Here is a 25,291-nt window from a genome sequence, read left to right on the forward strand (position 1 = left end):
CCCCCACCCTAATCGAAATCCTGTTCGATTGCGAGGGCTCCTTGAAACCAGTCGGAAAAGTCTGAATATTGACTGGAAACTTCAGGGCGGCTTAGCTTTTGACCTAGCTACCGGCCTCAATCATCACTGCGGCGTCTTCGGCACCGAACTTCTCCTCGAGCGTCTCGGGTGAGTAGTCGAGGTCGATCTCGGCCACGTCACGCCCACGCGCAGACTCGATTGCCGAGAGCCGTCGCTGAGCACGATCAGCCGCGTACTCGAGAAACTCCTGGTTGTCGAGACCGAAAGGCTGGACTTCGAACTGATCGTTGACCCAGTTGATGAGACCGAGAGCCATCGGCATCAACTCGCCCATGCGCGCCTGCACTACATCCCACAGGGCGTCGTCCGCAGCCACGTGTCGGCGGCACGTGAAGGTTCCCCACGCCATGTGGCGCCGCTCGTCGTCGCCGATCTTTTTGATCAACTGCTGCATCCCGGGCAGAATTCCCCTTGTGGCACATACCTTCTGCCAGGCGTAGTAACCCGTCAGCGCAAGGCTGCCTTCGATGACATGGTTATAGGTGACGCTCGCCCGCACTTGGTTGACCGGACTGGGGTCGGTCTGGAGAATCCGCAGCGACGCCGGCAACTCCTCGTAGAACAGTTGTCGGTAGTCCGGATTATCGGCGACGTAGGAATGCAGGTCGTCGGTGAGTCCGACCTCATCCATCCAGAGCCGGAAAACCTGTGTGTGCTTGGCTTCCTCGAAACAGAATTGGGTCAGGTACATCTCGTCGCTGAACCTGCCTTCAGCGGACATCGCCTGCATGAACGGTTGGATGTCCTCGGTCACTGCTTCTTCACCGGCGATGAACTGCGCGCACAGATACGTTGCGCTGCGCTGTTGCTCGCTGGTCAACTCTTGCCAGTCTCGAGCATCTTTCGAAAAATCGAGGTCTGCCGGGTTCCAAAATTTGGCATTTCCCTTGGTGAACAATCGGAGTGGAAAACAATCCCAGTTCAACCCTCCTGATCGGAGGGAACTGAATCCTTCTCGCCCCGGCGAGGTGACGGTCATGACATTCCTTCTTCCCGAAACGAAGACATATGTCCGAGGGGAATGCCCGCAGAACTCCGTCGTGAATCAGTTTTGCGGAATATTGCTCGACTCTGCCAGCGAAACGCCCTTTGCCTGCATCGCGGCAAAGAGTTGTGCGTTCATCTCGGCGGCTTTGGCGGGCTGGTAGGACGCAAAATTGAACGGGTTGGCCAGGTTGTTCGTCTCCAGGGGATCGGCAATCAGGTCGTACAGTTCGTATTGGGGCGCAGCAGTTCCCGCCGGGTCGAAGTACATCGTGTATTTCCACTGACGATCGCGAATGCAACGAATATGGTTCGGCTGCGTGACGATGTTCTGACCGTCGGGCGTCGCACAGTTCTGATCGTCGTACGTGAAGAGAATCGTGTCCTGAACGTGCACGCTGGGTGCGTCCGGATACGCCGCCGCATCGACGAGCACGGGGGTGAGATCGGTGCCGAGAAAGTTCCACGACGCACGATCCGGCACTTGCGCGAGGTTGGCCAGAGTGGGCATCACGTCGATCAACGACGCCAACGCGTCCGTCTGAACGGGCTTCGGGAACAACAACGGATTGCTGATCACGAGTGGGACGCGCAGAGTTTCCTCGTACGCGTTGAACACCTTCTGCCGCAAGCCTCCGTGCGACATTCCCATCTCACCGTGATCGGACATACGCACGATGACGGTGTCGTCGAGCAGCCCCGGAGTGGCTTCCAGAGCGTCGAGAACACTGCCGATGCGCTCATCCACGACCTTGTGCATGTAGGCGTAGAAGTTGATGTATCGCCTGGCCTGATCGGGTCCGAGCAATGGACCGAGTCCGGCGGCGAGCAACAATTCCGACTGCACCTGAGCGCTCGGTTTGTAGTTGAAGGCAAGGATTTCGTCGTAGGTCGGTGGGAGTTCGATGCCCTGCTCGAAAGCTCCCGGCGCATCCGACCCGTAGTTGTCGCACGTACCACTCATCGCATCCCACGACTGGGGATATGCAAGGACGTCGTGCGGATTGACGAACGATACGATCAGCGCAAAAGGCTTGTCCCCTTTGGCATCCGGTCCGGTGAGAAATTCGACGGCTTCCTCGGCAGCGAGGCGGTCGTGATCGGCGCATCCGCCGCCGAAATGGTCTGGGTTTGTGTCCTGTCCGGCATCAGGTGGTGTCCACCCGCCGAAACCGAATGCGGCAACGTCGTCACTGGACGGATCACCACCGGATGCTCCCTTGCTCAGATGCCATTTCCCCCGGTACTGGACGTTGTACCCGGCGGATGCCAGCATCTTCGCCATGTTCTGCTCCGACGTCTGCAACTGCGGTTCGGTGGGAGATACGGTGCCGCCCTCGGTCAGGGTTCTGGTCACACCGTGTTGCGCGGGATACAGCCCGGTAAAGAACGTGCTCCGACTGGGCGAACACATCGCCGTGTTGCAGACCGCTTGATCGAAAGTCAGTCCGTGACGCGCAATGCGTTGGCGATGAGGAAGATTCCGCTCCGCCCACCCTTGCGGCCAGTACATCGGCCGTCGTTCCTGATCGGTGATGATGACCACGATGTTGGGCTGAGCGGGAAACGAATCGCTGGGCGCTGCCCGCGACGGTGTGACCGCGGCGCCCGCCGACCCGATATCCGTCATACCGGCAAGAGCCAAAGCGCCCATCCCGCCCAAGAACATCCGACGCGGCAATCCGTGACTGCACTGGGGGACGTTCGCGGGTTCTGGGCTCACGTGATGACGTCCTCTCACAGTGTGTCTGCTAGAGCATGTGTCTGCTAGAGCAGTGCGTCTGCACAGAGTTGACCGTCGGCGCGCTCTCTACACATCTGGACGCCCGGTTTACGAAATAAAAGGCACCACCGCGGCCTCGAATTCACGGTAGCCGTCCCGATGAACGCTGTGACCGGTGCGAAATGACCTGACCTCACAACGCTTGACCGTGGCGCTGACCTCGCGAAGCCGGTCGGAATCCACCATGCCGCCGAGGCCACCGCGCAGGAACAAGGTGTCCGCCTCGATCAGCGGCAACGATTCCCACCACAGTTGATCGGGTTGACGGAACTGCGTCAGCGCCGACCCCGTCATCGACTTGTCGAAGGCCAGAGCCGCCCGCGGATGGCGCACCAAACTTGTTGTTGCGTGCCACAGTTCGGACATGCTCGGCAGCTTGCGGGAAAATACCTGCTCCGGATCGCCGGGACGCAGTGGGAGCGGCGCTTCCTCGATGACCAGCTTGCGAACGCCGGTCGTTCGCCGCTGCGCGATCAACGACGCGGCGTGCCCGCCGAGCGAGTGCCCCACCAGGTCGACGTGATCGAGTTCCAAGTGATCACAGACGTCCATGATGTCCGCGGCAAATTCCTCGAACAGGTACGACGAGGCCCGGGCACTGCGCCCATGCCCACGAAGGTCCACCGAGACAACCCGTCGATCGCGGGACCGCAATGCTCTGGCGAACCGATCCCATGTGCCGCTGTCGCCGCCCATGCCGTGCACGAGGATGACAGGAGGCAGTTCGGCAGTCCCGGAACCGGCCCCCGAATCGCGGTAGCTGATCTCGATTCCACCGGCACTGCGCACGTTAGCGATACTCACGATGTTCCAGATTAGCCGTACTCACTCGTACACACCTTCCACCGACCACTCGCCACCCTCACAGATCATCAACAACGCGCGTGATTGTTCCAACAGCACCTGCGCCCGCGCCGCCGTTCGCACCGCGGCCGAATCCCACCATCGCTCGTCGACCGGCCACGGACCTGCCCATCCTTGCACCGCCCATTCCTTACTCCCCCACTTCAGCCTCGCCGGATGCGCGCTGAACACTCCGCGTTCCGTGACGTACACAGCTTTGCCTGACGCGTCTGTCAGCCACACCCGTGGATTGTCGACGTACACCGATCCCGGTGACGGTTGCGGTAGCAGCCCCGGCCACGGAGCCCCCGGATCATGCGCTGCTACCCGCTCATCACCCAAGGGCACCAATGTAATTCGCTCCGACGGCCCCCTCCCGCCACTGAGGACACCCACCTGGACCGACTCGCCGCCCAAGAGCCCCTGCACTCGCACCAACGCTCGCTTGGCCCGTTCGTCCTCATCACCCACTCCGCCCCAGAGTCCCAATTGCAGGGCGCCTGCGTTGACCACCTCCACCGGTTCGAGGCGTAGCACGGTAATTCCTGCGGTTGGCTTGTCCTCACTGCGGCCGGTAAGCCACCCGTCGAGTTGCCACCGCACTCGATCAGCCGTTCCTTCCGGCGTCAGCGGCTCGGCGCAGCGCCACGTGCGAGAGAGGTTCTCGCCGTTTTCGGTGCTCGCCGATATCAGCAATCGCGTGCAGGCGACGCCGGCGCCGGACAACGTGCCATGCAGCAAAATCGCCAGGGCGCGCCCGGCGAAGGCCGCGGCGTCCACTCGTTCGATAGGCGGATCGTAATGCTGCTCCACGTCGAGATCCGGTGGCAACGCCCTGGCCGACGGTGGTCGTTCCGGTTCACCGCGCGCCGCCCGGTGCGCCAACACCGCATCGGTACCGAACCGCGACGCCACGTCGACGGCCGGCAAGTCCGCAAAGGCGCCGATGGTTCTGATCCCGAGCCGGCGCAGCAGATCCACCAGCTCACCGCGATGAGGTGCGGACAAACTCGGCTCGGCCGCCAACTCCGACATCGGCAGCGGAGCAAGAAACCGAGCGCCCTCGCCGAGCGGTACCAGCGCGGCTCGTCGTGCAGCTATCACCGCGGTCGACAACTGATCGGCCACCCCGATCTGGCATTCGACTCCCACGGCAGCAACCTGATCCACCAACCGTTCTGCCGCGGCCTCCTCGCTGCCGAAATAGCGACTGGCACCGCGTGAACTCAACACCAGCAGGCCAGGACGAAGCACCTCCACACCGGTTGCAGCCGCATCGACAGCCGCTGCAACCGGCTCGAACAATCGGGCATCCCGCTCCGGATCTGCCGCCGCCACATACAGTTCCGGGCACCGCGCCTGCGACTCGCGTCGGCGCAGCCCACGGCGCACTCCTTCCGATCTGGCCGTCGCACTGCACGCGATCACCCTGTTGCCTGACGTCACCGCAACCGGGTGAGTAGCCGGAAGGTCGGCTACAGCAGCAGCCGCCACTGCCGGCCAGTCCGGACACCAGAGCGCCAGAACCCTGCTCACAGTGCCACCACCTGAGCTGCGGCCACCACTTGCGCTGCGCCCACCTCGAGTGCAGGCTTCCATTCCACCCGTCCCGCTGCGCTGCAGATATCCAGACGGGTGGTGCGCGGCTGGAACGAGCGCCCTCGGGCACGCACGGCAAGGCTGAGCGATTCGAGCCGTCCCCGCCCCAGCGCGCGTCCGCACCCGAAACCGCCGTAACCGTTGACCTGCGCCTCCAGCCGCACCTCCACACCATCCCAATGACCATCCGTCACAACAAGAGTGGAACCTTTACTGCGGGCGCGGGCCACCACTGCCCGCGCCCGCGACGGGGGCACGGACGCACCCGCCAATCCCAGAATCACCAGATCCATACCGTCGAGCAGCACTGCGGCAACTTCGACCGGATCGGGCCCCGGATCCGGGACAAACGCAAGACGCTCCAACTGCGCACCCATCTCGTACGCGGCCAACACTCCCAACTGCGGCTTGCCGACAACAGCAACATGTCCACCGGACGCGGTCACCGAGGCCACCAGCCCCACCAGCAACGACGCGGCCCCGGATACGGACACCACGGTTCCCCGCACCAACCCGCCCTGCGGCAGCAACTCTGCGATGCCGGCCGGCACGGGCAGGATTCCCGCCTTGTCCGCCCGATCCCCGGTCACTCCTACTGCAGCCTCGACGGGAATCGACGACACAACCTGCCCGTCACCGCGAGCCGGGATGGAGGCCATCCGGCTGCGGAGTTCCGCCAACCGATCCTGACGGGACATAGCTGACCCGCCGAATGAGGTCTCCACTACTTCGGTCACCTCTTGCACATCCCCGTTCCGCGACATTTCCGTGATATTCGGAAGCCGGCAAACCACGGGGAAGTCGGGGTCTGACACGCATCGAACAGACAACACAATCGAACATAGTTTCGATTCGTTTCCAGTAAAGCCTGCCCCTGAGGACCCGTCAAGCAGCGACAAAAGTCCGAAGTTCACACAAACCTCGAGGGTCACACCCGTATCAATCCTCTAACCTGGAGTGGTGACATCTCGAGAGCAGACAGGGAGGGGCATCGGCCCTGAATACCTGCTGGCAGGGCGGTACCGACTCCGATCCAAAATCGGCGGCGGCGGCATGGGCGCCGTCTGGCTGGCCCGCGATACCCTTCTCAGCCGTGATGTCGCGGTGAAACAGGTCACAACCACCGCCGGACTCGACAACGAGAGCGCCGAGGAGATCCGCGCTCGGACACTTCGTGAAGGCCGCAACGCCGCCAAACTCTCGCACCCGCATTCCATCGGCATGTACGACGTCGCTCTCGAAGCCGGCGAACCGTGGCTGGTCATGGAGTACTTCCCATCCCGCAGCCTCGCGCAGGCCATGAACCTCGCCGACACTCTGCCACCCCTCGAAGTTGCTCAGATCGGCGCTCAGATCGCCGCAGCACTCGCAGAGTCGCACGCTGCCGGAATTGTGCATCGAGACATCAAACCGGGCAACATTCTTATTGCCGATCGCGGCGACTCCCTGGGCATCGTCAAGATCAGCGACTTCGGAATCGCGCGCGCCAAGGGCGACGGATCGGACCGTCAAGACGAAGTCATCACCGGCACCCCCGCATACTTCGCCCCCGAAGTGGCCCGCGGCGACGATCCCACCGAAGCGAGCGACGTCTTCTCCCTCGGCTCGACCCTCTTCACCGTGATCGAAGGCCAACCACCCTTCGGAATCGACTCCGACGCAATTGCATTGCTGCACCGAGTCGCCAAAGCCGAGATCTACCGTCCCACCAAATCCGGACCGCTCACGGACGTGCTGCTCCAACTTCTCGAACCGGACCCGACGCGTCGGCCCACCATGGCCCAGGCCCGCGACGCACTCGCCGCGGTAGCAACCGGGGGCGGTTCCGTCGATCAGTTGATCGACATCCCCGTGTTCTCGTCCGACGGAGCGGTTCCGGCGTGGGCGCACCGCACCACCCAACTCCCCGACCCGCACCGACGCAATCGCCTGGTGGGCCCCACGGTCACCGGATTGCCTGCAGTGCAACAGAATACGCCACTCGGCTCTGTCCCCAGCCCGCTCGACCTGTTCTCGTGGCCCCCTCGGATACCCACCGGCCCCGCCGACGCGAGCACCCGGGACAAAGTGGTCGCCTGGGCGCCACTGGCCATGACCGCGATGGTGGCGATCATCATCGCGGCCATACTGATCGTGCTTGTACTGGTGTTCACGGTTTAAATATTTGCTACTTCAGCGCCGACGCAGCCGGCCTGATGTTGGCGTTGAGATGAAACAGGTTGTGCGGATCGTACTGTGCCTTGATCCTGGACAGGCGTGCATACTTGCCGGATCCGTACGAACTGCGAACCCGCTCTTCGTCGACGTCGGTCATGAAATTGACGTAGCCACCGGGATTGGTCGACAAGGGACGCAACGCTTCCCAGATATTGCGCACCCACGTTCGATCCAGATCCAGAGTCCCGGCATCCGTTGCCGTGGCCGTCATGTTGCACACGTAGTGCGGGGCACGGGAACCACCGAACGCCGTATCGTCGTCGCCGACTGCGGTGAACGCACCCTGCAGCGGAAAGATCGGGATGAACGACATCGGTGACGACTTCTTCACCGCATGTTCGGTCAGAACACCGATCACGTCATCGGAGAGATCCCCTAGGTCCAGAGCTTTCTCGTACGCGTACGCACCCCACGGTTCGGCATCGTCGAGCATCGACTGCAGCCCCGTGTACGGGAGCGGCGTGACGAACTCGAACAGCGGCGGCAACCCTTCCCTGATGGGCGCAATCACCTGCGCATGCTCCTCGGCGGAACCGAAACCTGCCACCAGCAAGGCATATCCGGGATGAAAGTGGAACTGCTCCGGCACAAACGCCGCGGGCGGCGCGGACAGGCTCGAGGCAATCAACGCACCGGTGTTGCGGGGCAGAGCCGGCACCACGTCGCGGCACAGACGCAGCGCATCCGGTCCGTCGTCCATCCCCCAGAAGAAGAACCCGAGATGCACTTCCGGCCCGATCGCGCTCAGCCGGTACTCGAACTCGGTCACCACACCGAAATTGCCTCCCCCGCCTCGCAACGCCCAGAACAAATCGGGATGGTTCTCTTCCGACGCGCGCACGACCTCACCGTCTGCAAGCACAACCTCCGCCGACGCCAGATTGTCGATCGACAATCCGAGCGTTCGCGTCAGCCACCCCATGCCGCCGCCGAGTGTCAGACCGCCCACACCTGTATCGCTGATCACCCCACCTGTCACAGCCAGGCCGTGTTCCTGCGTCGCGGCGTCCAGGTTCGCCAACGTCGCCCCGCCGCCTACGCGCGCCCTACGCGCCGACGGATCAACAGTGACGTTGTTCAGTGCACTGAGATCGATCATCAGACCGCCCTCACACACCGAGGCCCCACGATACGAATGTCCACCACCTCTGACGGACACCTCCAAGTCATGTTCTCTGGCATAACCCAGTGCCGCAGCCACATCCGACGGCGAAAGGCACCTGGCGATCCCAGCCGGGCGGTGATCGATCGAGCCGTTCCAGATGGCCCGCGCGTCGTCGTAACCCGAATCTTCCGGGCCGAAAACCGGGCCGGTGACGGACGATCTCAACGGCGCAATATCAATGCTTGTCATGACGTACTCCTGACACCGGTGACGAGTAGATACTCCCAGTCCATGCCCGGAGAATCCCCTCCGGCGCTGGAATCTCCTCCGGCGCTGTACTTGCGAGCCAAGTCGACGAGATCCCGGTCGAGGGCCTCCACCTTGGCGTCGTCGCCGGCAATATTGCGGTAGACGGCGATGGTCGGTCCGTAATTCTCCTTGAAGAAGTCGCGGAATTCTTCCGGATCGCGGAACCTGCTCACCTGCAGCACTTCTCGACGCGCAGTCAGGTCGCGAACTCGGTCACCGAACAGCTCACGAACATGACTCTCCTCACCCCACAACGGCGGTGGCTGCGAACCAGGAGGTGGTGCAGGTGCGTACGGTTTCATGGCTTTGAACATCTCGCCGATGAAACCTGTTGGTGTCCAACTCAGTACAGCGATCCTGCCGCCTTCCTTGCACACTCGAACAAGCTCGTCCGCTGCCCGCTGATGATGCGGCGCAAACATCACACCGACGCACGAGAGCACCACGTCGAACTCACCGTCTTCAAACGGTAGATCCTCGGCATCAGCCTCCCGCCACTCGAGTTCGACATCCGCGTCGGCTGCCATCTTCCTTCCCGCATCGAATAATTCGGGAGTCAAGTCCGTTGCCACCACCTGCGCGCCGAGTGCCGCCGCAGGAATAGCCACATTGCCGGAACCTGCCGCGATGTCGAGAACCCGATCACCGGCGCGCACGCCGCCTGCCGCCGCCACAACAGGCCCGAGTTCCGGGATGACCTCCGTTGCCACCGCAGGATAATTGCCCAACCCCCACATCACCCGGTGCTTGGATTTAAGGGCTCGGTCCACATCCACTGCTTCAGTCATTATCGTTCTCCTCCATCAATTTTCGCAGTACCGATTTCCACTCTGACCTCGACGTTACGACCATCGAGTGTCACCGATCCAGTACTGGATCTGTACCAGCCCCACGCATCGGCCTACGATTGACAAGTGGGGTCGTCGTACCGCCAGTTCTGCCCCGTCGCCAAGGCGATGGAGCTACTCGACGAGCGCTGGACGCTCCTGGTCCTGCGCGAACTCATGATGGGAAGTACCCATTTCAACGACCTGCGACGCGGCCTTCCCCGCATGTCTCCGACGTTGCTGTCCAAACGTCTGCACCAACTCACTGCCGCCGGAATCACCTACCGAGACAACACCGACGGTGTCGTCACATACCGCCTCACCGACGCCGGACGCGAACTCCGCCCCGTCGTCGAGGCCCTGGGGATCTGGGGCACCCGCTGGATCGGCGAACTCGGCGACCAGGATCTCGATCCCAAACTCCTGCTGTGGGACATGCATCGACGGGTGGATCACTCCGCTGTGCCCGACGGAAAAACAGTGGTGCACTTCGTCTTTTCCGAAATCGATCGGCAGTCACGAAACTGGTGGCTGGTCATCAACTCCGACGAGGTCGACGTCTGTGACCTCGACCCGGGTTTCGAGGTCACCGTGTCCGTATCGGCCGGGCTCAGGCCGTTGACCGAGATCTGGCGCGGCGACCTGACGTGGTCAGACGCCATTCGATCAGGTGAGATCACTATTTCCGGGCCGGAAGCCCTGCGTCGCAGTTTGCCTTCGTGGTTCGAACTGTCCACATTTGCATCCGTTCCCCGACCCGCTTAGCGCACGCCCCACCAGGCTCGTTCCGTCCTGTTACAGAGCTGTTGCAGACCGTGACACCGTCGACGAACGGTGACGACCTCCTGGTGACACTGACCGAGCAGTCTCTGCACTATGCCCAGCCACCGCGGAATCATCTGCCCCGTCGCACACCGAGCAGTCGCACTCGGGGCAGTCGCACTCGGGGCGCTCATGCTCAGCGCGTGTTCGTACACCGAGGCGGCCACACCCAAGAGCGATCACTACCTTGCCACTCAACCTGATTCAGGACCCTCAGGCGGCGAGATCGAGGACGGCCTGAATGTGGCGGACACCCATATGCCCGCGCTGGCCCGCCTCGATTCCGCACTTCTCGCGGCGCTGCAGATGGCCGCAGCGGATGCGCGGTTATCCGGGGTGGACGTGCATGTCACGTCGGGTTGGCGATCAGCCGCATACCAACAGCGACTGTTCGACGAAGCCGTAGCCAAGTACGGCAGCGTGGACGAAGCGTCCAAGTGGGTGCACCCCCCGAGTCTGTCCAAGCATGTCAGCGGACAGGCAGTAGACATCGGACCGACGGATGCCGACGACTGGCTTATCCAGCACGGCAGCGACTACGGCCTCTGTCAGACCTATGCAAACGAGATGTGGCATTTCGAACTGGCGACCACTCCAGGTGGCGAATGCCCACCCCAACGCAACAACCCCTCGGACGAAAGAGCGGAAGGCTGACCATGACACGAGTCAAACCAGCGAGACTGTTTGCCGCACTGGCACTCTTGATCCTCGGACTAATCGAATTCGAATTGGCGGTCAACACTGCCGGTGGCCAGATCGTCGATCAACAACTCATGGTGGGCGCGGCCACGTCTGAAGTCCTCGGAGTGTTCTCCACTGAGTTCATCGGCCTGCTCACCCCGATCCTGATAGTGGGAGGAGTGCTCGTGGTACTCATGATCACGTTGCGCAACAACCCGATTGCGCTGGCACTGCGCGTCGCCGTCGTGACCCTCGGCCCCATCACGACGGCCTGGGTTCTCAAACAGTCGCTGGATCGACCAGACCTGAACGGTCTTGTCATGCATAATTCCTTCCCCAGCGGGACTCTCACCGCCATCGCTGCTCTGGTCTGCGCGACAGTGCTCGTCACACCCGCCAGGTGGCGGGGCGTCGTCGCCGTCAACGGCGCACTGATCACCATCGGGACCGCGATCTCGGTAGTCGTGCTGCAATGGCACCGGCCGAGTGACGTGCTGGGTGCACTACTCCTCGTCGGTTGCTACACCCTCGCCGTGTCGGCATTTCCGTTGAACACCACCACCGCACGGCACGCGGTACTGGCAAACTCCGGCAACGAACGGCTCTCGAAAGTGTGACACCTGTACCGTGGGCTGACCGAGATTGCTCCGACCCCGGAAGGCCCCTAATCATGGTGAATATCCTTTTCATCGAGGACGATCCAGCCGTGGCCGAGGCAATCACGTTGGGACTGAACCGACTCGGGCACAACGTCAGCCATCGCCCCGACGGCAACAGTGATTTCGACGACGTACTCACCGCCACCGACCTCGTCCTGCTCGACCTCGGACTCCCGGGTGCCGACGGTTACGAGATCTGTCGACGCATCCGCACGCGCAGTTCGATCCCGATCATCATTCTCACCGCTCGATCCGACGACATCGACACCGTTGCCGGCCTCGAGGCCGGCGCCGACGACTACGTCGTCAAACCGGCCAGTCCGCGTGTCCTCGACGCTCGCATCAAAGCCGTCGTGCGTCGGTCAGCGCCCGCAACGACGCGAACAGATGCAGTACCGGCGGCAGAGACATTCGGCGACTTGGAACTGGATCGATCGTCATTGCAGGTCCGCAAGGGCGGAACGCTGCTGACCCTGACCCCGACCGAGCTCCGGCTGATCCTGGCACTGACCGAGAATCCCGGACAGGTTCTCAGTCGTCGACAGTTGTTGTCCGCAGCCTGGGACCAGGAGTACCTGGGCGATTCCCGAATCGTCGACGCAGCGGTGCAGCGACTGCGTGGAAAGATCGAGGACGACCCGGCCGTACCGACAGTCATCGAAACCGTGCGCGGCTTCGGATATCGCTTCAACACCGGCTCAGGTCGATGAGACCGGCCTGGCTGCGCGTCGACGGCCTGCGGACCCGGCTCGTGCTGGTGTTCATCGCAATCGTCCTCATCATCGCCGGAGGAACAGCCGGCGCGGTATCGCTCATGGCGCGGTCGTGGATCTATTCCAATGCTCAGGACGTGGCAACGGCACAATTTCGCGACGAGCTACAGTCCCTCGACGGCATGCCGGTGGACGGGTTGACACCCGCCAACCTCTCACAGGTCTTCCCATCCGACCTGACGCTGATCACAGACGGTGAAGTAGTTCGCCAAGGATCCGTCGATCCCGCGAAGATCCCGCCGAGCTTCGACAGCGGTTTGGACAGTGCAAAACTGATCCGCTTCGAGAGACTCGACTCCGAGCGCATCCTGCTGGGGATGTCCGTCAACGTCACGGACACGACCGCGGAGGACGGCTACGACAACCAGACACTGGTGAAAGCTGTCACCGTCCGGCCACTGGTGGGGGTACAGGACAAGTTCGACGACCTGCTCCGAGTCGTCGGTCTCACCCTCGCTGCCGGCGTGCTGGTCAGCGGTCTGCTCGGCTTCTGGATCGCGTCGACGCTGGTACGTCCGCTCAAGCGTCTCGACGCGGCCGCCGCCCGTGCCGCCGACGGCGATCTCAGCGTCCGCCTTCCGGAAAACGGAGTAGCCGAACTTGCCCAGGTGACAACAACATTCAACAACATGGTCGCGCGCAACGAAGCGGTGATCAAAGGTCTCGAAGAATCCGAAGAGCAGGCAAGACGGTTTGTCGCCGACGTCTCTCACGAGCTGCGAACGCCACTGGCCGCACTGGTGCCGGTCAGTGAAATACTTCGCGAAGAGATCCCCAACCTTCCGCCCGACGCCGGTGCCGCCGCACGCATCGTGAGCAGTGAGATCGGCAAACTCACTCGACTCGTCGAGGATCTGATCGAAATGTCTCGCCACGACTCACAGCAGGCACGCCTCGTCCTCGACGACGTCGATCTCGTCGAACTGACCGAGCGCACGCTGGAGAGCCGCGGCTGGACCGAAACCGTCGAGCTCGACGCGCCCGAAAGCATCAGCAGCAGAGTGGATTCGCGTCGGATCGACATAGTCGTCGCCAACCTCGTCGGCAACGCACTGCGGCACGGTTCACCCCCGGTACGCGTCGAACTCAGCGCCGAACCCGATTACGCCGTCATCGCCGTCGTCGATCACGGACCGGGCATCTTGCCCCAGGACCGGCAGGCAATCTTTCGCCGGTTCTACAAGGTAGACACCGCACGAGGACGCAGCGAGGGCAGCGGGTTGGGACTCTCCCTCGCAGTCGAGAACATCCACTTGCACGGCGGCACCATCGGTGTCGACCAGGTGGACGGATCCACGGTCTTCACTGTTCACCTCCCCATCGCCGACCACGAGGCATGACCACATTATGGGATTCTAGTTTCAGCATGTGAAACAGTCGGAGTACCGTCAGAGCCCTCAGCTAAAGAAGAATTGGGAGGCTCACCATGACTGAGGCGTCACGGTTGGAAAAATCGGTAGTCACACCGCGGGCATGGACGATGCTTGCCCTCGGTGTTGCCGCCCAAGCCGCCGGAACCGTCTTCGTCAGCACTCCCGCCTTCCTGATCCCACTTCTGCATTCCGAGCACGGTCTCTCACTGGCGCAGGCCGGAACTCTGGCTGCAGCGCCCACTTTCGGTATGGTCCTCACGCTCGTGGCCTGGGGAGCGTTGGCCGACAGATTCGGAGAGAAGTGGGTCATCTCGATCGGACTTGCCTTGACCGCCGTTGCGGCCCTGGCTGCCACCACCACCGACAATTACGCGTTGCTCGGTATCGCGTTCCTGTTCGGCGGCATGTCGGCCGCCAGCACCAATGCCGCCAGCGGACGCGTGGTTGTCGGCTGGTTTCCGAAGGACCGCCGCGGATTGGCGATGGGCATCCGGCAGATGTCCCAACCCTTGGGCGTCACCATCGCTTCGGTCACCGTTCCGACGCTGGCTGCGCACTCGGGAATCGGTTCGGCGGTTGCTCTGTCCGTGGTTCTGAACGGCGCACTCGCAGTGGTCTGCGCACTTGTCCTGGTCAATCCCCCGCGGCCCGTCACCACCGCACATGCACCGGTCGCGGCCGCCAACCCTTACCGTTCGAACTCCTTCCTGTGGCGTATCCACCTGGCGTCAGCTCTCCTGGTGTTTCCGCAGTTCACACTGTCGACATTCGGACTGGTCTGGCTGATCAACGAACAACACTGGGAGGCCGCCCCGGCCGGCCTGCTCATCGGAGCGTCGCAGTTCGTCGGGGCGCTGGGACGCATCGTCGTCGGGGTGTGGAGTGACCGTGCGGGCAGTCGCGTCGGCCCGCTTCGCCTGGTGTCGATGTCTGCCGCCGTTGTCATGCTGGCCATGGCTGCCGCCGACGCCGCCCCGTGGGGAATCCCGGCGTTGGTGCTGCTGATCGCCACCACTGTCAGTGTCGCGGACAACGGCTTGGCGTTCACGTCCGTCGCCGAAGCGGCCGGGCCTACCTGGCAGGGAAAAGCGTTGGGCGCTCAGAACACCGGACAATTCATTGCCGCGTCCGCCGTGGGGCCGGTGGTCGGCGCACTCATCGGTGTGGTCGGGTATCCCATCGCGTTTGCGATAGTCGCCGCCTTCCCCGCCGCGGCAATCCCGTTGGTACCGAGCCACGATCGAGATATCAGCGTCTAGTCCAGCGCCTAATCCTGGGCCCGACTCGGTTGTACCGCAGGCCCCGTCAGATCACAATGTGGTTTGCAGGCAACCGAATCCGTTTCCGGCATCGGCGGCGCCGCCGGAGCGCGGATCAGTACGGCCGCGATAGCCGCACCGAGCAACAGCAGTCCCACACAGATGTACATCGCGATCGTGAATCCGTCGGAGAACAGCGCCGGATCCGCCAGAGCTTCGGTGTTGATCCCCGCGATTCCCGGCAACGCGGCAACAGCCAGGAGCTGACTGGTTCGGGCAACGGCGTTGTTCACACCCGACGCAATTCCCGACTGCTCCACCGGAACCGACCCCAACACGGCCGCGGTCAGCGGCGCGACCATCACCGACAAACCCAGTCCGAACACGAGAACTCCGGGTAGCACGTCGGTGAGGTACGACGCGTCGACCCCGATCCTCGTCATCAACACCAATCCCACTGCAGCCACTGCCGGCCCGGCGGTCATCGGCAACCGGGGTCCGTGAATCTGCGCGTACCTACCGGCGCGCGAGGAAAAGAGCAATAGCGCCACCGTGATCGGCACCGTGGCGACCCCCGCTGCCACCGGCGAATAGCCCGCGACCAGCTGCAACTGCAGCACCAGCAGGAAGAACACACCGCCCAGCGCCGCGTATACCGCCAGAGTCACCAGATTGGCGGCGACAAACATTCTCGACCGGAACAGCGACGGCGGCACCACCGCACTCGGCGACCGTCGCTCCACAACGACAAACAGGCACAACACGAGAGCGCCGACCACTCCCGCGACCAGGTTCATCTCGATCAACCCGTAGGTCAACGCACCGAGACCGACTACCGCACAGGCAGATCCGAGTACATCCAGACGTTCCGGAGGATGCGGGTCGCGACTCTCCGGAACGTGCCGCACACTCGCCCACACGACAAGAGCAGCCAACGGCAAGTTCAGGAAGAACACCGACCGCCACCCGGCGACCTCCACGAGCCAGCCACCGAACAGCGGACCTATCGCTCCCGCAACTCCCCCGAGTCCAGACCACAAACCGATGGCAGCGCCCCGATCCTCCTCACGCAACGACGCCGAGATGATGGCCAGACTGCCCGGCGTCAGCAGTGCCGCACCCACGCCTTGCAGGATTCGCGCCACCACCAAAAATGTGATGTCGGGAGCAATGCCGCACAGCAGCGACGCCACCGCGAACCACACCGTGCCCCACACGAACACCCGGCGCCTACCCCACCGGTCCCCCAGAGCGCCGCCGAGCAGAATCAACGACGCCAGAGCCAACGTGTACCCGCTGAGCGTCCACTGCAGGCCCGCTACCCCGGAACCCAACTCCTCGCCGATGTGCGGTAGCGCAATGTTGACCACCGTGCCGTCGAGAAGAGCCATGCTCGAACCGAGAACCGTGGCGGCAACAACCCAACGCCCACGACTCGACGCCAGCGCCAGTGGTTCTGTCATGTGGTCCATGGTGCGCGTTCGTGGACGCTCGCGGAAGAGTTCAGTCGATCTGGCGGCGATGAGCCCAGCGTGTCAGCGCATTGCGGTTGGACTGCTGAGTCTTTCGCAGGACATTGGACGCATGCGTCTCGACGGTTTTCACGGAGATCACCAGCTCCTCCGCAATCTCGCGGTAGGTGTACCCCCGCGCGAGCAACCGCAGGACTTCGAGTTCACGGGGAGTCAGTGAATCGAGTTCCGGATCGAGTTGTGGTTCCGGTGCCGCGGATCGACCGGTGAAGGAGTCGAGCACAAAACCCGCCAGCCTGGGCCCGAAGACGGCGTCGCCGCCTGCGACCCGGCGGACACCGTCGGCCAGTTCGGCACCCGAAATCGTCTTGGTGACGTAGCCCCGAGCACCCGCCCGGATTACCGCGATGACGTCCTCAGCCGCATCGGAAACGCTGAGTGCCAAGCACACCGGACCGGAATCTATCCCGCGCAGCACAGCCACTCCGCCGCCGTCCGGCATGTGTACGTCGAGCAGGACCACGTGGGGTTTCGTGGAGTTGATCCCGGCGATCGCTTCGGCCACCCCGCCGGCCTCACCAACAATCTCCATGTCGTCTTCACGGGACAATTCGGCCCGTACCCCGGAGCGGAACACCCCGTGATCGTCGACAAGGAATACGCGATACGGGGGTGTGGGCAAAACTGTCACTGGGGCGCTTCCTCCGGGTTGTCGACAAGGTCGGCGGGCTCGTCCCACTGTAAGTCAGAGTCGGTGCTCGTCTTGCCCCCGAGCGGCATGTGTACCCGGATTTCCGTCCCCTTGCCGATGGTGGAGCGAACCACGACGCGGCCACCACGACGCTCGATCCGGCCGCGAATCGACTTGGCCAGACCTTGACGGTCCTCTGGTACCGCGTCGACGTCGAATCCGACGCCGCGATCTCGAACGAAGATGCTCACCTGATCACCTTCCACCTCGGCAAACAGGTTGATCTCCTTCTCGCCGGAGTGCTTCGCGGCGTTGACCAGAGCCTCACGCGTAGCGCCGAGAAGTGCGGTGAACGCTTCCTTCGGCAGACCGTCCTCGCCGTCCAACTGCACGTCACCCACCGTCACCGGACGCACCGTCACACCGTGCTGATCCTCCACCTCACCCGCGATGATCTTGAGCCCTTCGGTCAGGCTCGTGTGGTCGATCTCGCCGCCACTGAACAACCACTTCCGAAGCTCGCGCTCCTGCCCACGGGCAAGCCGCGCCACTTCCACCGGATTGTCGGACTGCTTCTGGATCAACGCCAACGTCTGCAACACCGAATCATGCAGGTGTGACGCGATCTCTTCACGCTCGTCGTTGCGAATTCGAGCGGCCCGCTCAGCCCCGAGCGCCCGCCACATCCGCAACCACAACGGAACCGTCAGCAAACCGGCGCCGATCAACGTCACGACGACGGCCAACAACGACGACCGCAACGCGTCGATGTCGACTTGCGCCAACACCACGACCGCCAGCCCCAGCACGATCATCGATGCGCCGCCGACCACGCGCGTCCACGTCAGGACGGTCGGCCGTGCCGGCAACCCGATGACGGTACGAGGGCCTTCGGAATCGAACTCCCGCCACACCAGTGCCGCACCGACCGCAACAACAAAAAACGGCGCCAGTACAGAACCCGCCGTGCCGCTGAACAACCACGACAACGCCGCCGCACCGCCCAGACCGAGAACGGCCAGACCGTAAGCACGCTGACGCTCTGCCGCGCTCGGCTTCTCGGTGTCGGTACCCGCCGACACGAAAACCCAGAGAATTCCGTACGCGACGATGCCCGCACCGGCCATCGCAGCCAGAATCGCAAACGCAACACGGACCTTCAGCGCGTCGATACCAAGGTGATCCGCGATACCGCCGGCAACACCACCCACAATTCGACCGCCGGAGCGCCGCTCCAACTTTCGTATCGGCAGCGGCGCACTCACGAGCGCGGGATCAGACACAGATTGCACATAGTCGATACTGGCACGAACCCTGCTCGAGCACATCAGGGTCCAACCCTGAAGTCAGGCCAGGAGCGCGCCAAAGATCAGGGTTCACCCCTGATGCGGCAACACCCCCGAACACACCACGATGGAGCCATGAGTAATCCGACCTTCCAGGAACAGATCAACGATCTGTGGCGGACCCGCCCCGTGCGTCTACCGGACCAGGGTCACGTTGCCGGCGTATGCGCAGGAATCGGATACCGATACGGTGTCGACCCGATCCTCGTGCGCGTTGCCTTTGTCATCTCCACCATCTTCGGCGGCTCGGGAATCTTGCTGTACGTCGTGGCCTGGCTGACTTTCCCGCGCGCCGACATCGGCCAAACCGCAGCGGCGCCGGGTCGTCGCCACCGCTCGGACAAGCACACCAAAACCATCGTCCTGGTGGTAGCCCTTGCTATCGCCGCGACTACGATCGGTCCGCTCGGCGCCGGCCAGGGCGGTTCCGGACTGATCGGCGTCATGCTGATGCTCGGCGGCCTGTGGCTGCTCTACCAACGCCAACCTGTCCCACCGGTGCTGCCACCTTCGTCCACGCAGCACATCGGCGCCGGAACGGTCTATCCCGGAACAGGATTCACCCCGGGACCATTCACCCCGGGATATTTCGCCCCGAACCAGCCGCCGACGTACACGCCGTACACCAAGCTTCCTGACAGCTACGTTCCCACGGATCCAGCCGCAGCAACTTCGTCATCGGAATCGGCACCAGCAGTTGATCTTTCGAAGAGCGAGCCCGCCATCACGCCGCCCGCGTGGGACCCGCTCGGCGTTGCTCCCTTCGCCTGGGATCTCCCCGACCCCGTGACCAAGAACCCTCCCCTGCTACCGCTTCCGCCTCGCCGTCGACGCTCCCGCTGGACCCTGACCGTCCTGGGCCTGGCGATCATCGCCGCCACCGCAGTCGGTGCCGCAGGCGCAGCAACCGGCAACGACTGGTTCACCCCCGGCCGTGTCGGGGCAGTCGGACTTGCCGTGATCGCACTCGGATTGATCTTCGGGGCGTTCTTCCGCAAGGGATACGGACTGCTGATCGTCACCGGACCGCTCGTCGGCTTCGTGATCCTCGCGTCGCTGGTTTACCCGCTCGAGTTCGACGCGTCAGGTGAGCAGAAGTGGACACCGGCCAGCGTGTCCGAGATTCAGTCCTCATACTCCGGCGGCTTCGGCAGCTTCACACTGGATCTGAGCGAGCTCACGTTCACCGAGGACAAGACCATCGACGTCTCGGCGGCATTCGGCGAGTTCAAGGTATTGCTGCCGCCGACGGTCAAGGCACAGAACGACTGCACAGTCGTGATGGGTGACGGATCCCGTTGCCTCGACGGTGGAGTCCACGCCGGCGCAGCGGCCGGACCTGATGCCCCCACCGTGACGATCAACGCCAAAGCCACATTCGGAGCCTTGGAGGTACACCAGTAATGAGCGACTACGACGACATCGGCAACAGCACCGAAGAACACGAGGAAACCTCGAAATCCAAGCGTCCGTCCGCACTTCTGCTCATCGCGGGAATCGCGGCATTCCTGGTCAGCGGATGGGCACTACTCGGACCCTTCTCCCTTGCCCCGGCAGCAGACATTCAATTCCGGTGGCTGTTCGTGGGAGCAGCAGTCATCGCCGGCCTACTGCTGGTGATTCTGCCGAACCGCAAATAGCTCGAACCACAAATAACACTGTGCGCCTTCATCAACCGCGGTCGGTTGACGAAGGCGCACAGTAATCAGCTCACTCCCACTCGATCGTTCCCGGCGGCTTGCTCGTCACGTCGAGAACAACACGGTTGACGTCCGGAACCTCATTGGTGATGCGCGTGGAAATGCGCTCGAGGGTCTCGTACGGCAAGCGCGTCCAGTCTGCGGTCATCGCGTCTTCACTCGAGACCGGACGCAAGACGATCGGGTGGCCGTAGGTCCGGCCGTCGCCCTGCACGCCCACGCTGCGCACGTCGGCGAGGAGGACAACCGGGCACTGCCAGATCGTTCCGTCGAGGCCTGCGGACGTGAGTTCTTCACGCGCAATGGAATCCGCCTGGCGGAGGATTTCGAGGCGGTCACGGGTGACCTCGCCGATGATGCGGATACCAAGGCCCGGTCCGGGGAACGGCTGGCGTCCGACGATCTCTTCCGGCAAGCCGAGTTCGCGGCCGACTGCGCGGACCTCGTCCTTGAACAACAGGCGCAGCGGTTCGACCAGCTTGAACTGCAGATCTTCCGGCAGGCCGCCGACGTTGTGGTGGCTCTTGATGTTTGCGGTGCCGGTGCCGCCACCGGACTCCACGACGTCCGGGTACAGGGTGCCCTGAACGAGGAAATCGACGGTTGCGCCCTGAGAAGCGTTCTCGCCCAGGACATCGCTGACAGCGCCTTCGAAGCTGCGGATGAATTCGCGGCCGATGATCTTGCGCTTGGTTTCGGGATCGGTGACGCCGGCCAGTTCACCGATGAAGGTGTCGGCGGCGTCGACCGTGATCAGGCGAGCGCCCGTCGCGGCAACAAAGTCCTTCTCCACCTGGGTGCGCTCGCCGGCACGCATCAGACCGTGGTCGACGAACACACAGGTCAACCGGTCGCCGATAGCGCGCTGAACCAATGCAGCCGCAACAGCGGAGTCGACTCCACCGGACAGACCACAGATGGCATGGCCGTCGCCGACCTGCTCACGCACCTGCTCGATGAGCGCGTCGGCGATGTTGGACGCCGTCCACGCTGCCGGAATACCGGCGATCTCGTGCAGGAAGCGGCTCAAAACCTGCTGTCCGTGCGGGGAATGCAGAACCTCGGGGTGGTACTGAACGCCGGCGAGCTTGCGGGCGCGATCCTCGAACGCTGCGACGGGAGCGCCGTCACTGGTCGCGGTGACCTCGAATCCCGAAGGCGCTTCGGTGACGGCGTCGCCGTGGCTCATCCACACCGGCTGTGTCGCGGGAAGTCCGTCGTGGAGCAGGCCACCGGACACCGAGATGTCGGTGCGACCGTATTCACGGGTGCCGGTCTCGGCCACGGTGCCGCCGAGAGCTCCGGCCATCGCCTGGAATCCGTAGCAGATGCCGAACACCGGAATGTCGTGGTCGAACAGTGCCGGATCGAGCTTCGGAGCGCCGTCGGCATACACGCTGGACGGCCCGCCGGAGAGCACAACAGCCAAGGGCTTCTTGGCCACGATCTCCTCGACGGTCATGGTGTGCGGAATCACCTCCGAGTAGACCTTGGCCTCACGGACTCGCCGCGCGATCAGCTGCGCGTACTGCGCACCGAAGTCGACGACAAGAACTGGTCTCTGCTGCTCGATATCTGCCACACGTGCAGTCTAATCGCCCCAGCTAGCGAACCTGCGCACCCCCGGACTCTGCGCAGCATACGAGAGTCCGGGGGCGACGAAGATCACCTCGCTACGCCACAGTGTTATGCCACTCCGGGCGCTGCAGCCTTCTTGCCGCCCGTGATCTTCACAATCGGAAGAACCAGTGCCGCCGGTGCCGACGCCGGTACCACCGGCGACTTGGGGGCGATCGGAGTCAACCGCTCGTAGCCACTGCCCTGAGCTGGACGAAGGTCTGCCTCCCCCTTGTTCGGCCACAGCGACGCCGCACGCTCGGCCTGCGCCGCGATGGTCAGCGACGGGTTCACACCGAGGTTCGCGGACACCGCGGCACCGTCGACGACGCTGAGCGTCGGGTAGCCGAAGACGCGGTGATACGGATCGATCACGCCGCGATCGGCGTCCTCGGCGATAGCGCAACCGCCGAGGAAGTGCGCTGTCAGCGGGACGTTGAAGATCTCGCCCCACGTGCCACCGGCAACGCCGTCGATCTTCTCGGCAACCCGACGCGTCGCGTCGTTGCCTTCGGGGATCCACGTCGGATTCGGCTGACCGTGGCCCTGCTTACTGGTGACCTTGCGACGGCCGAACAGGCCCTTCTTCGTGTACGTGGTGATGGAGTTGTCGAGGTTCTGCATGACCAGGGCGATGATGGTTCGCTCGCTCCAGTCCTTGACCGTGAGCATGCGCAGCATCTGATACGGATTCTTCGCGACCACACCGAGGAACTTGACCCACCGTGGCTTGTCTCCACCGCCGTCGGTCATCAGCGTCTGCAGCAGGCCCATCGCATTGGAACCCTTGCCGTAGCGAACCGGCTCGATATGCGTGTCCTCGCTGGGGTGGAACGACGACGTGATCGCAACTCCGTGTGTGAGATCGAGATTGGGATCGACCTTGTATTTGCCTGCGCCGACAATGGATTCGGAGTTGGTGCGCGTGAGTTCGCCCAGTGTGCCGGACAGCTTTGGTAGCGCTCCGGTGTCCTTCATGTCGAACAACAGGTGCTGCGTTCCCCAGGTTCCGGCCGCGAGAATCACATGAGCGGCGGTGTACGTCCGACGGTTCTTGCGCGCGTATGCACCGGTGCGCTCGGTGAACACATCCCACGTGCCGTCATGGTGCTCGCGAAGTCCCGAGACGGTGGTCATGGGAATGATGTCGGCGCCCGCGGTCTCGGCCAAGCCGAGGTAGTTCTTGAGGAGCGTGTTCTTGGCGCCGTGGCGGCAGCCGGTCATGCACTCGCCACACTCGATGCACCCGGTGCGCTCGGGACCGACACCACCGAAGTACGGGTCGGCGGCTTTCTTGCCCGGCTCACCGAAGTACACCCCGACCGGCGTCTGAATGAAGGTGTCGCCGACGCCCATGTCGTCCGCAACGGATTTCATGATCTCGTCGGCCGGCGTCATGTGTGGGTTCCGCACAACACCGAGCATCTTCTGCGCCTGCTCGTAGTAGGGAGTGAGCTCGCTGCGCCAATCGGTGATGTGCGCCCACTGCTTGTCCTGGAAGAACGGCTCCGGCGGCTGGTAGAGCGTGTTCGCGTAGTTCAGCGAACCACCGCCCACTCCCGCGCCGGCCAGAATCAAGCAGTCGCGCAGCAGGTGAACCCGCTGAATACCGAAGCAACCCAGCTTGGGCGCCCACAAGAACTTCTTCAGATCCCAGCTCGTCTTCGCGAACTCTGCATCGGCGTACCGACGGCCCGCTTCGATGACACCTACCTTGTAGCCCTTCTCCACAAGACGAAGCGCACTCACGCTTCCGCCGAATCCGGATCCGACAATCAGGACGTCGTAATCCGTCGCGCGTTGCTTGCCCATCAGGACACCTCCACCGTGAAAACGTAGTTACCCGTCAGTATGCACCCGAATGCTGTGACTGCCACCACAAGGGTGCCCTAAGCGTAACCATAAGTATCACCAACGCGCGAAAGTCCTGAACATAGACCTGTGGCCCTGACTTCCCACAGGAAGCCAGGGCCACAGATGCAGACAAATCTAGGCGCGGACTGTCAGTCCGACCTTCTGGAACTCCTTGAGAGTGGAGTATCCGGCCTTTGCCATGGAACGACGCAAACCGCCGACGAAGTTCAGCGAACCGTACGGATCGTCGGACGGCCCGGCCAGAACCTTGTCCAGCGAAGGCCGCTCGCCGTAGGAAACCGGAAGGAGCGCGCCACGCGGAACCGAAGGGTGCGCAGCAGCGGACGGCCAGTACCAACCGCCGCCTGCAGCTTCAGACGACACAGCCAACGGCGTGCCGAGAACAGCAGCATCCGCGCCGCACGCGATCGCCTTTGCCAGGTCACCAGACGTAGCGATGTCACCGTCGGCGATGACGTGGACGTAACGCCCACCCGTCTCGTCGAGGTAGTCGCGGCGAGCCGCAGCGGCATCGGCGATAGCGGTAGCCATCGGCACCCCGATACCCAGAACCTCACCCGTCGTGGTTGCACCCTCGGAAGAGCCGTAGCCGACGATGACGCCCGCCGCACCGGTCCGCATCAAGTGCAGCGCCGTGCGGTGGTCACTCACACCACCGGCGATAACCGGAACGTCGAGCTCGGAGATGAACGTCTTGAGGTTGAGCGGCTCTTCCTCCGTGCGCACGACATGCTCGGCGGAGATGATCGTGCCGTGAACGACCAGCAGGTCGATTCCGGCCTTGACCAGTGCCGGCGTCAGGGCCCGCGCATTCTGCGGGCTGACGCGAACCGCCGTCGTGACCCCCGCGTCACGAACCTGTGCGACCGCTGCTGCCAGCAATTCCGCCTGCAACGGCGCCGCATGCAGTTCCTGCAGGTAGCGGATCGCGGCGTCGACGCCACCGTCGGTTTCGGCGATCTCGACAAGACGAGCCAGCTTGGCCTCGACATCGGCATGACGGCCCCACAGGCCCTCGCCGTTGATGACGCCGAGCCCGCCGCGCTTGCCCAATTCGATTGCGAACGTCGGCGAGACCAACGCGTCCGTCGGGTGCGCGAGGATGGGAATGTCGAACCTGTACGCGTCGATCTGCCACGTCGTCGACACCTCCTTCGACGAACGAGTCCGCCGGGAGGGAACGATGTTCACATCGTCCAGTTCGTAGGTACGACGGGCCGTACGACCCATTCCGATTTCAACGAGGTCGCGCACGCGCGCCCCTTTCTCGTGACT

At 63.3% G+C, this 25,291-nt stretch carries 22 protein-coding genes; 9 read left to right on the forward strand and 13 right to left on the reverse strand.

The window, feature by feature from the left end; genetic code table 11:
- Positions 1–103: 103 nt before the first annotated feature.
- From CJ178_RS10030 to CJ178_RS10050, 5 genes are all read right to left on the reverse strand, one after another.
- Positions 104–1,060: a R2-like ligand-binding oxidase gene (locus CJ178_RS10030; protein ID WP_045070744.1), complete on the reverse strand. Its 957-nt coding sequence runs from the start codon at positions 1,058–1,060 to the stop codon at positions 104–106.
- Between the two features lie 66 nt (positions 1,061–1,126).
- On the reverse strand, positions 1,127–2,734 hold the full coding sequence (locus tag CJ178_RS10035; RefSeq protein ID WP_373557478.1) for a sulfatase-like hydrolase/transferase: 1,608 nt from the start codon (positions 2,732–2,734) through the stop codon (positions 1,127–1,129).
- Positions 2,735–2,896: 162 nt separating this feature from the next.
- Positions 2,897–3,652 carry an alpha/beta fold hydrolase gene (locus CJ178_RS10040; RefSeq protein WP_095886632.1) on the reverse strand — a complete coding sequence of 252 codons (756 nt, stop codon included), beginning with the start codon at positions 3,650–3,652 and terminating at the stop codon, positions 2,897–2,899.
- Between the two features lie 21 nt (positions 3,653–3,673).
- Positions 3,674–5,227 carry a DNA polymerase Y family protein gene (locus tag CJ178_RS10045; protein ID WP_179300737.1) on the reverse strand — a complete coding sequence of 518 codons (1,554 nt, stop codon included), beginning with the start codon at positions 5,225–5,227 and terminating at the stop codon, positions 3,674–3,676.
- A complete protein-coding gene (locus CJ178_RS10050; RefSeq protein WP_257013087.1) occupies positions 5,224–6,054 on the reverse strand; it encodes a hypothetical protein in 831 nt (276 codons plus the stop codon). The genes CJ178_RS10045 and CJ178_RS10050 overlap by 4 nt, the downstream gene beginning before the upstream one ends.
- 196 nt (positions 6,055–6,250) lie before the next feature.
- On the opposite strand from CJ178_RS10050, the gene CJ178_RS10055 reads away from it, so the two are divergent.
- Positions 6,251–7,450: a serine/threonine-protein kinase gene (locus CJ178_RS10055; protein WP_092801654.1), complete on the forward strand. Its 1,200-nt coding sequence runs from the start codon at positions 6,251–6,253 to the stop codon at positions 7,448–7,450.
- 7 nt (positions 7,451–7,457) lie between these two features.
- On the opposite strand, the gene CJ178_RS10060 is transcribed toward CJ178_RS10055, so the two are convergent.
- The gene (locus tag CJ178_RS10060; RefSeq protein ID WP_033231311.1) at positions 7,458–8,861 is read right to left on the reverse strand and encodes an FAD-binding oxidoreductase; all 1,404 of its coding nucleotides are present in this window, start codon (positions 8,859–8,861) and stop codon (positions 7,458–7,460) included.
- The gene (locus tag CJ178_RS10065; protein WP_095886634.1) at positions 8,858–9,709 is read right to left on the reverse strand and encodes a class I SAM-dependent methyltransferase; all 852 of its coding nucleotides are present in this window, start codon (positions 9,707–9,709) and stop codon (positions 8,858–8,860) included. Before CJ178_RS10065 ends, CJ178_RS10060 begins: the two co-directional genes overlap by 4 nt.
- Before the next feature lie 126 nt (positions 9,710–9,835).
- Between CJ178_RS10065 and CJ178_RS10070 the strand changes: the two genes are divergently transcribed.
- The 6 genes from CJ178_RS10070 (at position 9,836) to CJ178_RS10095 (ending at position 15,315) form a co-directional block, all read left to right on the forward strand.
- A complete protein-coding gene (locus tag CJ178_RS10070) occupies positions 9,836–10,513 on the forward strand; it encodes a winged helix-turn-helix transcriptional regulator (protein ID WP_095886635.1) in 678 nt (225 codons plus the stop codon).
- Positions 10,514–10,624: 111 nt separating this feature from the next.
- Positions 10,625–11,224, forward strand: coding sequence for a M15 family metallopeptidase (locus CJ178_RS10075; RefSeq protein ID WP_095886636.1), 600 nt, complete (start codon positions 10,625–10,627; stop codon positions 11,222–11,224).
- Positions 11,225–11,226: 2 nt separating this feature from the next.
- A complete protein-coding gene (locus tag CJ178_RS10080) occupies positions 11,227–11,868 on the forward strand; it encodes a phosphatase PAP2 family protein (protein WP_095886637.1) in 642 nt (213 codons plus the stop codon).
- 53 nt (positions 11,869–11,921) lie between these two features.
- Positions 11,922–12,620 (forward strand): response regulator transcription factor, encoded by a 699-nt coding sequence (locus CJ178_RS10085; RefSeq protein ID WP_095886638.1) that lies wholly within the window; start codon positions 11,922–11,924, stop codon positions 12,618–12,620.
- Complete coding sequence (locus CJ178_RS10090; RefSeq protein WP_095886639.1) at positions 12,617–14,023, forward strand: sensor histidine kinase; 1,407 nt, start codon at positions 12,617–12,619, stop codon at positions 14,021–14,023. The genes CJ178_RS10085 and CJ178_RS10090 overlap by 4 nt, the downstream gene beginning before the upstream one ends.
- Positions 14,024–14,109: 86 nt before the next feature.
- On the forward strand, positions 14,110–15,315 hold the full coding sequence (locus tag CJ178_RS10095; protein WP_095886640.1) for an MFS transporter: 1,206 nt from the start codon (positions 14,110–14,112) through the stop codon (positions 15,313–15,315).
- Between the two features lie 8 nt (positions 15,316–15,323).
- Here the strand turns inward: CJ178_RS10095 and CJ178_RS10100 are convergent, their stop codons facing one another.
- The 3 genes from CJ178_RS10100 to CJ178_RS10110 are packed head-to-tail and all read right to left on the reverse strand — an operon-like array spanning position 15,324 to position 18,806.
- Positions 15,324–16,778, reverse strand: a complete 1,455-nt coding sequence (locus tag CJ178_RS10100; protein ID WP_033231536.1) for an MFS transporter — start codon at positions 16,776–16,778, stop codon at positions 15,324–15,326.
- A 40-nt stretch (positions 16,779–16,818) separates the two neighbouring features.
- Positions 16,819–17,478 (reverse strand): response regulator, encoded by a 660-nt coding sequence (locus CJ178_RS10105; RefSeq protein ID WP_033231319.1) that lies wholly within the window; start codon positions 17,476–17,478, stop codon positions 16,819–16,821.
- Positions 17,475–18,806 (reverse strand): ATP-binding protein, encoded by a 1,332-nt coding sequence (locus tag CJ178_RS10110; protein WP_045070767.1) that lies wholly within the window; start codon positions 18,804–18,806, stop codon positions 17,475–17,477. The genes CJ178_RS10105 and CJ178_RS10110 overlap by 4 nt, the downstream gene beginning before the upstream one ends.
- Before the next feature lie 93 nt (positions 18,807–18,899).
- Between CJ178_RS10110 and CJ178_RS10115 the strand changes: the two genes are divergently transcribed.
- Complete coding sequence (locus CJ178_RS10115) at positions 18,900–20,228, forward strand: PspC domain-containing protein (protein ID WP_033231321.1); 1,329 nt, start codon at positions 18,900–18,902, stop codon at positions 20,226–20,228.
- On the forward strand, positions 20,228–20,464 hold the full coding sequence (locus CJ178_RS10120; RefSeq protein WP_045070771.1) for a hypothetical protein: 237 nt from the start codon (positions 20,228–20,230) through the stop codon (positions 20,462–20,464). The genes CJ178_RS10115 and CJ178_RS10120 overlap by 1 nt, the downstream gene beginning before the upstream one ends.
- Positions 20,465–20,534: 70 nt before the next feature.
- Here the strand turns inward: CJ178_RS10120 and guaA are convergent, their stop codons facing one another.
- From guaA to CJ178_RS10135, 3 genes are all read right to left on the reverse strand, one after another.
- Positions 20,535–22,106 (reverse strand): glutamine-hydrolyzing GMP synthase, encoded by a 1,572-nt coding sequence (guaA, locus tag CJ178_RS10125; protein WP_033231323.1) that lies wholly within the window; start codon positions 22,104–22,106, stop codon positions 20,535–20,537.
- 104 nt (positions 22,107–22,210) lie between these two features.
- Positions 22,211–23,953 carry a GMC oxidoreductase gene (locus CJ178_RS10130; protein ID WP_095886641.1) on the reverse strand — a complete coding sequence of 581 codons (1,743 nt, stop codon included), beginning with the start codon at positions 23,951–23,953 and terminating at the stop codon, positions 22,211–22,213.
- Between the two features lie 177 nt (positions 23,954–24,130).
- Positions 24,131–25,270, reverse strand: coding sequence for a GuaB3 family IMP dehydrogenase-related protein (locus CJ178_RS10135; protein ID WP_095886642.1), 1,140 nt, complete (start codon positions 25,268–25,270; stop codon positions 24,131–24,133).
- Positions 25,271–25,291: the final 21 nt, after the last annotated feature.

Origin of the sequence: Rhodococcus sp. ACPA4 (assembly GCF_002300185.1) — a bacterium.
In the GTDB taxonomy this organism is placed as follows: Bacteria; Actinomycetota; Actinomycetes; order Mycobacteriales; family Mycobacteriaceae; genus Rhodococcus_F; species Rhodococcus_F globerula.

What these genes read in the sequence shown, in the direction of transcription:
- CJ178_RS10095 (WP_095886640.1), top strand. Translation starts at nt 14,110, where the DNA reads ATGACTGAGGCGTCACGGTTGGAAAAATCGGTAGTCACACCGCGGGCA.
- CJ178_RS10075 (WP_095886636.1), top strand. Translation starts at nt 10,625, where the DNA reads ATGCCCAGCCACCGCGGAATCATCTGCCCCGTCGCACACCGAGCAGTC.
- CJ178_RS10115 (WP_033231321.1), top strand. Translation starts at nt 18,900, where the DNA reads ATGAGTAATCCGACCTTCCAGGAACAGATCAACGATCTGTGGCGGACC.
- CJ178_RS10100 (WP_033231536.1), bottom strand. Translation starts at nt 16,778, where the DNA reads ATGACAGAACCACTGGCGCTGGCGTCGAGTCGTGGGCGTTGGGTTGTT.
- CJ178_RS10080 (WP_095886637.1), top strand. Translation starts at nt 11,227, where the DNA reads ATGACACGAGTCAAACCAGCGAGACTGTTTGCCGCACTGGCACTCTTG.
- CJ178_RS10065 (WP_095886634.1), bottom strand. Translation starts at nt 9,709, where the DNA reads ATGACTGAAGCAGTGGATGTGGACCGAGCCCTTAAATCCAAGCACCGG.
- CJ178_RS10035 (WP_373557478.1), bottom strand. Translation starts at nt 2,734, where the DNA reads ATGTTCTTGGGCGGGATGGGCGCTTTGGCTCTTGCCGGTATGACGGAT.
- CJ178_RS10120 (WP_045070771.1), top strand. Translation starts at nt 20,228, where the DNA reads ATGAGCGACTACGACGACATCGGCAACAGCACCGAAGAACACGAGGAA.
- CJ178_RS10085 (WP_095886638.1), top strand. Translation starts at nt 11,922, where the DNA reads ATGGTGAATATCCTTTTCATCGAGGACGATCCAGCCGTGGCCGAGGCA.
- CJ178_RS10060 (WP_033231311.1), bottom strand. Translation starts at nt 8,861, where the DNA reads ATGACAAGCATTGATATTGCGCCGTTGAGATCGTCCGTCACCGGCCCG.
- CJ178_RS10110 (WP_045070767.1), bottom strand. Translation starts at nt 18,806, where the DNA reads ATGTGCTCGAGCAGGGTTCGTGCCAGTATCGACTATGTGCAATCTGTG.
- CJ178_RS10030 (WP_045070744.1), bottom strand. Translation starts at nt 1,060, where the DNA reads ATGACCGTCACCTCGCCGGGGCGAGAAGGATTCAGTTCCCTCCGATCA.
- CJ178_RS10050 (WP_257013087.1), bottom strand. Translation starts at nt 6,054, where the DNA reads ATGTCGCGGAACGGGGATGTGCAAGAGGTGACCGAAGTAGTGGAGACC.
- CJ178_RS10130 (WP_095886641.1), bottom strand. Translation starts at nt 23,953, where the DNA reads ATGGGCAAGCAACGCGCGACGGATTACGACGTCCTGATTGTCGGATCC.
- CJ178_RS10090 (WP_095886639.1), top strand. Translation starts at nt 12,617, where the DNA reads ATGAGACCGGCCTGGCTGCGCGTCGACGGCCTGCGGACCCGGCTCGTG.